The sequence below is a fragment of the Bacillus sp. FSL W8-1143 genome, from assembly GCF_037965155.1.
Taxonomy (GTDB): Bacteria; Bacillota; Bacilli; order Bacillales; family Bacillaceae; genus Bacillus; species Bacillus pumilus.
The window spans coordinates 1,514,791-1,527,435 of record NZ_CP150182.1 but is presented as its reverse complement, the minus strand read 5'-3'; the positions used below and the strand labels follow the sequence as shown (position 1 = coordinate 1,527,435).

Sequence of the window (12,645 nt, the reverse complement as noted above, 5' to 3'; positions counted from 1 at the left end):
TTTATTCTACCCCCAGCATTTTTTTATATCTTGGTGCGACTCTGTCTCTGCGCAGGTGTTCTGCAAGGACGATCGCTTTGATTCTTTCACAAGCAAGCTCGACATCATCGTTTTCCACGACATAGTCGTAAGCATCCATCATTTCAATCTCTTCTTTTGCAGCAGCCATTCGATTTCGAATGAGCTCCTCAGACTCTGTACCACGTGTAATGATGCGGTTCTGAAGTTCTGAAAGACTAGGCGGTGCAAGGAAAATAAAAAGACCTTCTGGGAATGCTTCTCTTACTTGAAGTGCACCTTGCACTTCGATTTCAAGGAAAACATCTTTTCCTTCGCTTAATGTCTGTTCTACATAGTCAACAGGCGTGCCGTAATAATTCCCGACATACTCTGCCCATTCTAACAGCTTTTTGTTTTCAATCATATGTTCAAATTCTTCCCTGGATTTAAAGAAATAATCGACACCATTTCTTTCACCTTCACGCGGTTTACGTGTTGTCACAGAAATTGAGTATTCAAATTTCGTATCTTCCTGGGAGAAAATGGCTTGTCTGACCGTTCCTTTTCCAACTCCCGAAGGTCCAGAGAGAACGATTAAAAGTCCTCTTTCTTTCATAATGGCGTATTACCCCTGCCCTTCATCTATGATTTCTTCTTTTACAGAAAGTCTTTGCGCGACAGTCTCAGGCTGAACGGCAGATAAGATGACATGGTCACTGTCCATAATGACAACAGCACGGGTTCTTCTTCCGTATGTAGCATCTATGAGCATGCCTCGATCTCTTGCGTCTTGTATCATTCGTTTAATCGGTGCTGATTCCGGACTGACGATCGAAATCATCCGATTCGCTGAAATGATGTTTCCAAATCCGATATTGATCAACTTTATGGTCATCTTCTAACGTCCCCCTGTATTATAAACGTCTCTAGTCTCGCCGAAAGAGACGTACTGTAAACAGCATACACAATGACTATTCTATATTCTGCACTTGTTCTTTTATTTTTTCAATAGCACTTTTCATTTCAACCACCAGCTTAGTTAAATGATGATGGTTCGCTTTTGAACCAATGGTGTTCACTTCACGGTTGAGCTCCTGTACAAGAAAATCAAGTTTTCTGCCAGCAGCACCGCCTTGCATCAAGATTTGCTGGAATTGCTGAAAGTGACTTTTCAATCTCGTAATCTCTTCTGTAATGTCACAGCGGTCAGCAAAGATCGCAGCCTCTGTTGTCAATCTGCTTTCGTCAAGCGCCTCTCCGATCCATTCTTGCAATCGCTGATTGAGCCTGTCTTTATACTGACTCACAACCTCTGGTGCAAAGACTTTGATTTCTTCTGTATAGGCCTCTAATTCAGAAAGCCTCAGCTCACAGTCTTTTTGAAGTGATGTTCCCTCCTGCTCTCTCATGAAGCAAAGCTCCTTGACAGCCGTTTCACAAGCTTCCATCAGCAATTGCTCTAATTGCTCATTTCGGCTAGCGGATTCTTCTACTTGAACGGCATGCTCCAGCCCCAGTAAGTCATGTGCATGCTGAATGCCTGAAATGTGATAGCGTTTCTCGAGATCTTTTGCGGCTTTCATGTATTCATCAAGCAGCGGCCAGTCGATCTGCAAGGACCGGCTTGCTAGTTTACCGCCTTCAATCGTAACAAACAGCTCAATTCTACCGCGCTGCACGTGACGAAGAATGATTTTTTTTAATGTGTCTTCGAAATATAAAAGCGGCCTCGGCAAACGGGCATGAACCTCTTTAAAACGGTGATTGACCGATTTTAGCTCAACTGACACTGTCAGTTCTCCATCCGTTTTACTCGCTTGGCCGAATCCCGTCATACTGCGTATCATGTCAAAACACCCAATTCTTTCATATTAATAAAATGAAAAAGGTAATAGCAGACACTATTACCTCAAAATTATACCATAACGAATTATTTTTTTCTTGTCAAAAGTGATCCTGCCAGTAAAAAAGTTGGCAGTGCAGACATACCGATGATCAGCAGCCAATCAATTGGTGCAATCGCCACCGTTTTGAAAATCGGCTGAAGCGGCGGATAATAAATGACCACAAACATCAGTAAAAGTGATGACAAAACCGCACCGATTAAGTAGAGATTCCCGAATGGATTGCGTTCAAAGATGGATCGTTCACTGCGGCAGTCAAATACATGAATGAGCTGCGCCAACACAAGCGTACTAAATGCAACAGTCTGTGCATATGGCAGGTTGTTTGGATCACGGTGATACACAAACATAAATGCTAAAAGGGTCGCAAGTCCAATGAGGAACCCTCTAGATACAACCTTCCAGCCGAGCCCTCTAGCAAAAATCCCCTCTTTCATATTCCTCGGCTTCCTTTTCATGACATCGCCTTCTGGCTTATCCATACCAAGCGCCATCGCCGGGAGACCATCTGTGACGAGGTTGACCCATAAAATTTGAATAGGAACGAGAGGAAGCGGAAGCGCTAGAAGCATCGCAAACAGCATAACCAAAATTTCTCCCACATTTGATGCGAGCAAATAGCGAACAAACTTACGAATGTTTTCATAAATATTTCGGCCTTCTTTAATGGCCGATTTAATGGTCGCAAAGTTGTCATCAAGTAAAATAAGAGAGGACGCTTCCTTGGCTACGTCTGTTCCAGTGATGCCCATGGAGATACCGATATCTGCTTGCTTAATTGCAGGCGCATCATTGACCCCGTCACCTGTCATCGCTACAATATGTCCATTTTTTTGATAGGCCTTCACAATTCTCAGCTTATGCTCCGGTGATACCCGTGCAAAGACGTATACATTTTCAGCCGTTTGCTCAAGCTCTTTGTCACTCAGCTGATCCAGCGCTTTTCCGTCGAGCACCTTTCCTTGCTTTGGTAAAAGGCTCAAGTCTTTTGCGATCGCTTTGGCTGTTTCCACGTGATCCCCTGTAATCATAACTGTTTTTATGCCCGCATCCCTGCACTCTTTAATCGCTCGTCTCACTTCAGGACGAGGCGGGTCGATCATGCCCTCTAGTCCGATAAAAGTTAAATCAGTTTCAGCCTGCTGGACAGTGGTGATTGTTTCTGTCAGACCAACTTTTTTATACGCAATGGCAATCGTTCTCAGCGCCTGTCTTGCTAAACCTTGAATCGCAGCCTCTGTTTCTTGCCTGTGAGTGGTTGAAAATGAAGCTGTGCGTCCGCCGTGCATGATATGGCTTGAACGGTTCATCAGGACATCCGGCGCACCTTTTGCAATGACGTACCGCTCTTTTTGATTCGTTTCGACGACGACTGACATCATCTTTCTTTCTGAATCAAAAGGAAACTCTTCTACCACGTGAAATCCGGCTTCGATGAATTGCTCTGTAAAACCCGCTTTACGTGCTGCGGTGAGAAGTGCCCCCTCTGTCGGATCACCATCAAGCCTCATTTCGCCATCTTTTTCAACGATGGTCGATGTATTACAAAGCGCCCCATATAATAACACCTTTTGCAGACTTGGATGTTTGTCTACATGGACAAGTTCTCCGTTCAAGGTGAAATCACCAGATGGCTCATAGCCCGTACCAGAAATATTCCACGTTTTGCCCTCTGCCCATACATGGGTCACAGTCATTTTATTTTGCGTCATGGTTCCTGTTTTATCTGAGCAAATGATCGACGCGCAGCCAAGAGTCTCCACCGCCGGGAGCTTTCTGACAATCGATTTTTGTTTGATCATCCGCTGCACTCCTAAGGAAAGTGCGACGGTAACAATTGCCGGCAGGCCTTCGGGAATCGCAGCAACCGCAAGTGATACTCCCGCCAGGAACATATGATACAAATCATGTCCTTGCACAACGCCAAGAACCACAACGAGCACCGTTAAAAATAAAGCAGCCACAATGAGGATTTTCCCCAGCTGTTCGAGACGTCTTTGCAGTGGTGTTTCCATATTCCCTGCAGCATCCAGCATGCCGGCAATTTGCCCCATCGCTGTATTCATTCCTGTACCAATGACAACGCCCACGCCGCTTCCTCTAGTGACAAGCGTCCCCATAAAGGCCATGTTCGTCAAATCTCCAAGCGAGACATGATTGCTAGAAAGCGGACTTGCGTGTTTGACTGCTGGGATGGATTCGCCAGTGAGAGCAGACTCCTCGATTTCCAGGCTCTTTGTTTCTAGTAATCTAATATCTGCCCCAATCCGGTCTCCGCTTGAAAATTTCACAATATCCCCTGGCACGAGATGTTTAGATGGGATCTTGATCCATTCATGATTTCTCCTTGCATACACATGTGGGGTTGATAATTCCTTTAGTGCTTGAAGGGATTTTTCCGCCCGGCGTTCTTGATAAAAGCCGAGCACTCCATTAATCAGAACAATCGCTACAATGGCTACTGCATCAATGTATTCGCCTAGAAAAGCAGAAATGATCGTTGCTGCAAGCAAGATTAACACCATAAAGTCTTTAAATTGCGCTAAAAAAATGATCAGAGCTGACGCCTTTTTCCCTTCTTGCAATTCATTTGGCCCGTGTTTTTCAAGCCGTTTTTGTACATCTTTTTCTGACAGTCCGTCACCTATCGATGTATTCATTGTTTTTAATAAATCGGTTTGGTTCAGTTCATGCCAATTCATTTGACCTCGTCCACTCCTCTTTTGTTCTCTCTCATATGCAGTGTTCTATAAGCCAGTTTATTCAGACTCGTCCTAAATCATGCTATAATAATAAGACTGCCTAAAGAACGAGAAATGGAAGGTTCTTTCAGTAGATTTGTGTGAAAGAAGAGGGTGTATCCAACATGTCATTTGACGGCATTTTTACATATGGTATGACAAATGAATTGCAAGAGACATTAACTGGCGGAAGAATTTCAAAAATTCATCAGCCATATAAGCACGAGCTGATTTTTCATATCCGGGCAAACGGAAAGAATCATAAGCTCCTTTTATCCGCTCATCCGAGCTATGCTAGAGTGCAGCTCACAGAGCAGCAATATGACAATCCAAGCGAACCTCCAATGTTTTGTATGCTCCTTAGAAAGCATCTTGAGGGCGGATTCATTGAGCGTTTTGAACAAATTGGATTTGACCGGGTGATCGTACTTCATGTACGAAGCCGCAATGAAATTGGCGACGAACAGACGCGAAAGCTCTACATTGAAATCATGGGAAGGCATAGTAATTTGATTCTTGTCGAAGATGACACGCAGCAGATCATCGATGGCTTGAAGCATCTTTCTCCATCTGTGAACAGCTATCGAACAGTGCTTCCTGGGCACGAATACCTTCTGCCGCCTGCGCAGCAAAAATTAAATCCGTTTGCAGTAACGAAGGACGATATTTTAAAGCATTTACGCTTTCAAGAAGGAATGATCACAAAGCAAATTGTCGATACATTCTCTGGGGTTTCTCCGCTGTTTGCAAAGGAAGCTGTTCACAGGGCCGGTCTTGCCAATCAGGAAACAATTCCAAATACACTAGTCGACATGTTCCAGCTGATTCGCATGCATTCCTTTACCCCGCAGCTGACAAGAAAAGATGGGAAGGAGTATTTCTATTTATTAGAACTGCAGCATGTCCAAGGCGAAATGAAGACATTCGACTCTCTCAGCCAGCTGCTTGACCGCTTTTATTTCGGCAAAGCTGAGAGAGACAGAGTGAAACAACAAGCGTCTGACCTTGAACGGTTTGTCATAAATGAAAAAAAGAAAAATGAAAACAAGCTCAAAAAACTGAACAGAACCCTTGAAGAATCTCAAAATGCCCATAAATACCAGCTCTATGGCGAATTGCTAACAGCCAATTTATATGCCATCAAAAAAGGGGATAAAGAAGCGACTGTCATCAATTATTACGATGAAGATGGCGGAGAGATCACAATACCGCTCAAAACAAACAAAACCCCTTCTGAAAATGCGCAAGCATATTTCACAAAATATCAAAAGGCAAAAAATGCAGTAGAAGCGGTCAATGAGCAAATTGAGCGGACACATAAAGAGATTGCTTATTTTGATGAGTTGATTCAGCAGCTGTCCTCTGCCTCACCGAAGGATTTAGAGGAAATGAGAGAAGAGCTTGTTGAAGGGAAATATTTACGCGCCAAACAAAAGCGCAACGCCAAAAAGAAAAAAACGGCGGCCATTCAGCTTGAAACGTATGAATCGTCTCAAGGGATTCCGATATTAGTCGGAAAAAACAACAAACAAAACGAGTATTTAACCACAAAGGCGGCTGCCCGTGACGATATTTGGCTGCACACGAAGGATGTTCCTGGATCACATGTCGTCATCCGTCATCAAACGCCTGATGAACAGACGCTGCTTGAAGCGGCTCAAATCGCTGCCTACTTCTCGAAGGCAAAGGAGTCGAGCTCCGTTCCTGTCGATTACACGAAAATCCGGCATGTGAAAAAACCAAATGGAGCCAAGCCCGGATTTGTGACGTATGATCAACAGCAAACATTATTTGTCACACCTGACGAAGATGTGGTTCTAAAGCTGCGAAAATAATAAAAGCCGATAAAATCCTTTCAAGAGATTTTATCGGCTTTTTCTTTGTTGTTTTTTTCTTTCGATATAGAGAGCATCAAGTGCATCTACATCCTCTTGTTCAAGCAATGCCTCAATTTCCGCAGCCAGCTGTTTTGTCAGGGCTGGGCTTGCACCGCTTGTAGAGACTGAAATCGTCACTTTCCCTGCTTTGACCACCTTTGGCACGATCACATTGCCAAGCTCTGATTGGCTCACACAATTCACAAGCTGGTGAGGCCGTGCTGTTTGTGCAATCCATTCATTTACTGCCGGATCATTTGTAGCAGCGACAATGAAAAAAGCATCCTCTACATCTTGAGCTTCCACTTTCTTTTCTTTCCAATTCAGGTTGTATGTATCAATGAGACGCGCCATCTCTTTAGAAATATCAGGACTCACGATGGTAATATGGCAAGGCTCTATGCATAGCACCTCTGCCCTTCTTGCGGCTATTTTTCCACCGCCGGCGATGAGCACTTGTTGATTGGTTAAATCAAGATGGACTGGAAGCATGGCTTTCTCCTTGGAAATGAAACGCATCGTCTTTGTTTAAAATGGTTTCTTGCACGCGTTCAATATAAGCTGCTTTTACATGCGGATGAAAGCCAATATACCGGCATACCCGGACGTCTTTCAGCCTCTCTCTCGCCTGAGCCGCTTCATTTTCAATCTCTTTCATTAAAATACCCGTAAACAACAAGTAAGGAACGAGATAAACAGGCGCATCATCATCTGCTGTTAATTGCGCAAGAACATCTCGGTAATTTGGCTCACATGCTGTAATAAAACATGGCAAGACCTCAGCAAAAGGAAGCAGGCGCCGGACATCGTCCGCAATGCCAAACACATCTCGCTTCACATCTGGATCAGAGCTTCCGCGGCCAATTAAAAGAATACGTGCTTCCCCGCCTTGATATCCTGCTTCTTCAATTCTTGCAGCAACTGCTTTTGTCACTTCTTGATTGACCCCAATTGGTTTCCCGTATGTGACCTTCACTTGCGGGTATCGTTTTTGAACTTTCTCAATCTCAACTGGAATATCTGATTTAGCATGCATAGCAGTTAAAAGGAGGAGCGGGACGATCGCAATGTTTGTAGCTCCTTTGTTCACACAGGCTTCAAAGCCTTCCTCTATAGAAGGGGCTGTTAGTTCTAAAAAACAAATTTCTTGTATATCGGCTTCTACTAATGGCATACAGCTTTTCATAAAAGAAATGGCTTTATCTTGTGCTTCTTTTACCCTGCTTCCATGCCCAACATAAAGTACAGCTTGTTTCATGTGACTCCTCCTTCTTACTTGTTTTGTTCAGACGAAAAGACACGATCAATGCACGTGTCTTTTCTCTAACATTCTCAATTCTCAATGAGAGCCGGTTCAAACCAGTTCAGCTTTTGGTGAAAATGAACGACATCTCCAACAACTATTAAGCTTGGATGCTCGATGCCTTCTTTTTCAACGGTTTCAGACAGTGTCTTAACAGTGCAGCAAGTCGTCTTTTGCCTCGTCGTGGTTCCCCAGTGTATAAACGCTGCTGGCGTTTCTGGATCACGTCCATTTTTTATAAGAAGCTGCTGCACTCTTTCTACGTTTTTGACGCCCATGTAAATCACAAGGGTATCAATCCCTGTAGCCAGTGCCTCCCACTTTTCTTCAAAATGCTCATCCTTTTGATAGTGACCCGTGACAAACGCAACATTCGAGCTGAATTCACGGTGCGTCACAGGAATGCCTGCATAAGCAGCTGCTGCAATACCAGAGGTAATCCCCGGGACAACTTCATATGGAATTCCGTGCTCAGCTAAGCATTCGATTTCTTCACCGCCGCGGCCAAATACAAAGGGGTCGCCGCCTTTCAGACGGACGACAACATTCCCTTCCTTTGCATGGGTCACAAGGGCATCATTGATGGCTTCCTGTCTCATCGTATGATGATTCGGGAGCTTGCCGCAATAGATTAATTCCGCCTCGGGTTTGGCGTGGGCGAGTATTTCTTGATTGACAAGACGATCATATAAAATGACATCTGCCTGCTGTATTGCCTTAAGGGCTTTTAATGTAATTAAGTCTGGATCCCCAGGTCCAGCCCCCACAATGTATACTTTCCCCATCGTGCTTTTCTCCCCCTGCCATCAGGCGATTATTTCGCTTTTCCCTTTACATAATCAACAAGACGCTGTTTGGACTCTTCACGCGATAATTCACCTGTATCTAGAACAAGCTCAGGTGCAGCTGGCTCTTCATACGGCGAATCAATCCCGGTAAAAAATGGAATTTCGCCATTTCTAGCTTTTTTATATAACCCCTTTGGGTCACGCTCTTCGCATACGTTCAGATCACATTTCACAAACACTTCGTGAAATTCTCCCGCTTCAACTAACTGTCTGACAATGCGGCGGTCTTCTTGAAATGGAGAAATAAAAGCCGTGATGACAATCGTTCCTTGCTCAACAAATAATTTCGCCACTTCTCCGATACGTCGGATGTTCTCTTTTCTGTCATCATCTGAAAACCCTAAATCTTTATTCAGACCATGCCGCACATTATCGCCATCAAGAACAGTGACTTGATAACCTTGTTCAAACAGCTCTCTAGCCGCTGCATTTGCAATTGTAGATTTACCTGATCCACTTAGACCTGTGAGCCAAATAATGCCGCTTTTATGATTGTTTTTCTGTTGATATTCTTTTTTTGTAATAGATGAATCATGCCACACGATATGTTCGTTGCTCATGTCATACCCTCCCATTAAGATACCGTCGTTTTTAATCCTTCGATTAATGTTTCAATGACTTCTTTTCGGCTGAACGTGCTTGGCGGTAATTCTCCGTTTCTCAGCATCGTTCGAACCTTTGTACCTGAAAGAATGACATGCTCGCTTTTATCGTGAGGACATGTTTTTGGTGTTGCCATTGCTTCACATGTATTACAGTAGAAGCTATGTTCAAATTTTAACGGGGTAATGCCAATTTCTTCGCTTGTAAATTGTTCAAATAACTCCTGCGCCTCGTATGTGCCGTAATAATCACCAACACCTGCATGATCTCTTCCCACAATAAAGTGAGTACAGCCGTAATTTTTACGAACAAGCGCGTGAAAGATTGCTTCCTTTGGTCCAGCATAACGCATTGCCGCAGGAAAAACACCTAAAAAGACGCGATCCTTTGGGTAATAACCGTTCAATAACACTTGATAGCTTTTCATTCTCACGTCTGCCGGAATATCGTCTGATTTTGTTTCACCGACAAGTGGATTTAAAAACAAACCATCGACGGTTTCAAGTGCTGTCTTTTGAATATATTCATGGGCACGGTGAACAGGGTTTCTCGTTTGGAAACCAACAATCGTTTTCCAGCCGTTCTCTTTAAAATGACGTCTTGTTTCTTCCGGCTCATACGTAAATTGAGGGAATGGTTTTTCGCTTCGTTTCGTCAGTGTAATTTTACCACCAATGTACGTATCACCGCGTTCAAATAATTTTTTCACGCCTGGATGATTGCGGTCATCAGTTTTATACACATTCACCGCTTCTTTTTCCTTATCTGGTGTGTATTGATCCTCTACTTCAATCACGCCATATACAGTTCCATTATACGATAGACGCACAATCTCGCCTCGATGGATTTCCGCTGCCTTTTCCTTTGTCACTGGCAGTGTAATAGGAAGAGACCAAACGACACCACTTGCTAGCCGCATACTGCTCACAACCGCTTCATAATCAGCTTTTGTTAAAAACCCTTCAATTGGACTATACCCGCCAATTGCTATGAGTTCAAGGTCTGCAAAAGAGATAGCATCTAGTTCAATTTCCTTTGCAGCCGTGCTGAGGTCATACTCTTCATTTACTCGATTAATTAATACGCCACCATGTGGTGTTAAACTCATTTGTTCATCTTCCTCTCAATGTTCATATTTATTAGATGTAAATAGTCGGATTTGTCGTTAAATCCCGCCGCCCTGTTCATGAATCGAGCTGCTTTCATTTTTGACTGCCTTCATCAGACTTAGCGCACCAAGTGAGGCAAGCAGTACACTCATCATGATAAAGATAGAGTAATAGTCCCCTTTTAAGAAAAGACTCACCAGCAAATACGATAGACTAAGTGATAAAAAGGGTGATACTACCCACACTTTCAGCATTTTTTTCACCACATGTTTATGAAAAATATTAGGTCCGCCTTTTGCCATGCCAAGTCCAATGATAGACGAGGAGGTGATTTGGGTAAGTGGAACTGGCAGCCCAAAAATAGAGCTGACGATGACAAGTCCAGCACCGGTACCGGAAAGCAATATCCCTTCGCCCGTTTGATAGCGGGTAATCTTCTTTCCATTTGTTTCTAGTACTCTTCTGCCAAGCAAGAGGGCTCCAATGGCGACGAAGATTCCGCCGTAAAGTGTTCCTTGCCCAACTGACAAAACGCCCGCGGCAACAAGTGGACCGACTGCATTTGCCACATTGTTCATACCTGCTGAAAATGCTTCTAAAAACCCACTAAGGATTAAAACAATGGATAAAATGACTGTTCCTTTTTTAGACAGCTTACGTTTAGGGAACATTCTGATGATTTTGACTACAACAAAGGTAAAAAGAAAGGCGACAAGCGGAATGATGACCCAAAATGCCACAATGACTAAAATGGATTTCACATACAATACTTTATATGCGACCGCGACACCAACTACAGCTCCTACTGTCACCTCACTCGTTGATAAAGGGATGGCCATCAGATTCGCTATAAAGAGTGATAATGCAGCAGAACCAATAATAATACAAACAATTTCAAGTGTAATGACGGATTCAGGCATAATTCCAGAGCTAATCGTTTTGACAACCTCACCACCGCCAATAACTGAACCTGCTAAAATCCCAACTGCACATACACTGAGTGCATAGATCGGCTTTCGAATCGCACCTGATCCGTACGCGATACCCATCGAAGCTGCTGCACCACTCGCGCCAATGTTTAGAGCGAAAAATAAACTAAATAAAATTGCGGCAATTTCCATACACTATGCTCCCTTACTCATGTAATCCGCACTCAGTCTTAGCTGTGCCTGACCATCTGCCAGACCGCAGATCCTCGGCAGTAAATGCTGGCTGTGTACACGGGGCACACCCGATACTTGGATATCCCTGATCATGTAGCGGATTATAAGTAAGTTCCTCTCTAGATGCATATCTCCATATGTCCTTCCACGTCCAGTGGATAAGCGGACATACTTTCACTGATTTGAATTTTTCATCCTTATTTAAAAAGTTCGTCCCTGCTCGCTTAGGAGACTGCTCTCTCCTTAAGCCAGAAAGCCATGCCGGATAGCCAGATAGCGCTTCTTGCAAAGGAATGACCTTACGCATATGACAGCAGCTTTGAGGATCTGTTTTCCATAGTTGATCACCATGCTGCGCATTTTGCTCCTCAACCGTCAGCTCAGGGGTTTTCAGCACAATATCTAAACCCGGGTATCTTTCCTTTACCGCATCAATTGTGTCGTACGTTTCCTTAAAATGCAGACCTGTATCTAAAAAGACAATTCTTGCATCCTTTTTTACTTTCGCAATCAAATCAATGAGGACGATGCCTTCAATACCAAAACTGCATGCATAAACGAGCTGATCACTATAATGACCGTATGCCCATTTCAGCACAGATAAGGCCCCTTTATACAAATCATCTTCTTGAAATGTAATGGACGGCTCTTGCCAATTTTCATAAGTTAACATTGTTTCTCCCCTTCCGGAGTATCACTACTCTCCGCACTACGTCAACTGAATTTTTTCTGTCTTCTTCCACTTGGATCACTTGACCGTCCTGAACAATCAGTGTAACTAAACTGAATTCATATCCCCAATCAGTTTCTGCATAGGCTTCAATTAAGTCTTCATCCTGCTTTTGCTTCACTTCCCCCTCACCGTTAAAATAAAAAAACTTCCTTTCAGTCCGAAAGAAAGATGAGGAAGCTCACGATTTCCTTATCTTTCAAAATAGAATCATTTTGCAGGAAGTAGCACCTTGCAAATCGCAGGTTGCCGGGCTTCATTGGGCCAGTCCCTCCACCTCTCTGGATAAGTGTTTTAATTTGTCTTAAATATTAACACAATTCAAACAAAAGTCAACCCGACTTTATTGATAGGATTAGTTTTTATT

The 12,645-nt window shown here is 43.5% G+C and carries 13 protein-coding genes and 1 riboswitch; of the genes, 1 reads left to right on the top strand and 12 read right to left on the bottom strand.

Annotated features, from left to right (window positions below; all coding sequences use genetic code 11):
* Position 1: 1 nt before the first annotated feature.
* The 4 genes from gmk to NSQ36_RS07560 all read right to left on the bottom strand — a co-directional run bounded on the left by gmk (position 2) and on the right by NSQ36_RS07560 (position 4,606).
* Complete coding sequence (gmk, locus tag NSQ36_RS07575) at positions 2-616, bottom strand: guanylate kinase (RefSeq protein ID WP_003212381.1); 615 nt, start codon at positions 614-616, stop codon at positions 2-4.
* A 9-nt stretch (positions 617-625) separates the two neighbouring features.
* On the bottom strand, positions 626-895 hold the full coding sequence (gene remA / locus NSQ36_RS07570) for an extracellular matrix/biofilm regulator RemA (RefSeq protein ID WP_008344898.1): 270 nt from the start codon (positions 893-895) through the stop codon (positions 626-628).
* Between the two features lie 76 nt (positions 896-971).
* Entirely contained in the window at positions 972-1,847 is an 876-nt protein-coding gene (locus NSQ36_RS07565) for a YicC/YloC family endoribonuclease (protein ID WP_003211878.1), read from the bottom strand.
* Positions 1,848-1,930: 83 nt separating this feature from the next.
* On the bottom strand, positions 1,931-4,606 hold the full coding sequence (locus NSQ36_RS07560; protein WP_251191283.1) for a calcium-translocating P-type ATPase, SERCA-type: 2,676 nt from the start codon (positions 4,604-4,606) through the stop codon (positions 1,931-1,933).
* A 164-nt stretch (positions 4,607-4,770) separates the two neighbouring features.
* On the opposite strand from NSQ36_RS07560, the gene NSQ36_RS07555 reads away from it, so the two are divergent.
* Positions 4,771-6,480, top strand: coding sequence for an NFACT RNA binding domain-containing protein (locus NSQ36_RS07555; RefSeq protein WP_251191284.1), 1,710 nt, complete (start codon positions 4,771-4,773; stop codon positions 6,478-6,480).
* A gap of 30 nt (positions 6,481-6,510) precedes the next feature.
* On the opposite strand, the gene NSQ36_RS07550 is transcribed toward NSQ36_RS07555, so the two are convergent.
* The 8 genes from NSQ36_RS07550 to NSQ36_RS07515 all read right to left on the bottom strand — a co-directional run bounded on the left by NSQ36_RS07550 (position 6,511) and on the right by NSQ36_RS07515 (position 12,399).
* Positions 6,511-7,014, bottom strand: a complete 504-nt coding sequence (locus NSQ36_RS07550) for an NAD(P)-dependent oxidoreductase (protein ID WP_050945072.1) — start codon at positions 7,012-7,014, stop codon at positions 6,511-6,513.
* Entirely contained in the window at positions 6,995-7,780 is a 786-nt protein-coding gene (locus NSQ36_RS07545) for a sirohydrochlorin chelatase (protein ID WP_251191285.1), read from the bottom strand. Before NSQ36_RS07545 ends, NSQ36_RS07550 begins: the two co-directional genes overlap by 20 nt.
* Before the next feature lie 74 nt (positions 7,781-7,854).
* Positions 7,855-8,610 (bottom strand): uroporphyrinogen-III C-methyltransferase, encoded by a 756-nt coding sequence (cobA, locus tag NSQ36_RS07540; protein ID WP_137054650.1) that lies wholly within the window; start codon positions 8,608-8,610, stop codon positions 7,855-7,857.
* Positions 8,611-8,639: 29 nt separating this feature from the next.
* Positions 8,640-9,233 carry an adenylyl-sulfate kinase gene (cysC, locus tag NSQ36_RS07535; RefSeq protein ID WP_003212173.1) on the bottom strand — a complete coding sequence of 198 codons (594 nt, stop codon included), beginning with the start codon at positions 9,231-9,233 and terminating at the stop codon, positions 8,640-8,642.
* 14 nt (positions 9,234-9,247) lie between these two features.
* On the bottom strand, positions 9,248-10,384 hold the full coding sequence (gene sat, locus NSQ36_RS07530) for a sulfate adenylyltransferase (protein WP_050945075.1): 1,137 nt from the start codon (positions 10,382-10,384) through the stop codon (positions 9,248-9,250).
* A 57-nt stretch (positions 10,385-10,441) separates the two neighbouring features.
* Positions 10,442-11,506, bottom strand: a complete 1,065-nt coding sequence (locus NSQ36_RS07525) for an inorganic phosphate transporter (protein WP_003211192.1) — start codon at positions 11,504-11,506, stop codon at positions 10,442-10,444.
* Positions 11,507-11,519: 13 nt separating this feature from the next.
* The gene (locus NSQ36_RS07520; RefSeq protein ID WP_251191286.1) at positions 11,520-12,221 is read right to left on the bottom strand and encodes a phosphoadenylyl-sulfate reductase; all 702 of its coding nucleotides are present in this window, start codon (positions 12,219-12,221) and stop codon (positions 11,520-11,522) included.
* Positions 12,208-12,399: a DUF2292 domain-containing protein gene (locus tag NSQ36_RS07515; RefSeq protein WP_003211143.1), complete on the bottom strand. Its 192-nt coding sequence runs from the start codon at positions 12,397-12,399 to the stop codon at positions 12,208-12,210. Before NSQ36_RS07515 ends, NSQ36_RS07520 begins: the two co-directional genes overlap by 14 nt.
* A gap of 68 nt (positions 12,400-12,467) precedes the next feature.
* Positions 12,468-12,570: riboswitch (SAM riboswitch) on the bottom strand.
* Positions 12,571-12,645 lie beyond the last annotated feature (75 nt).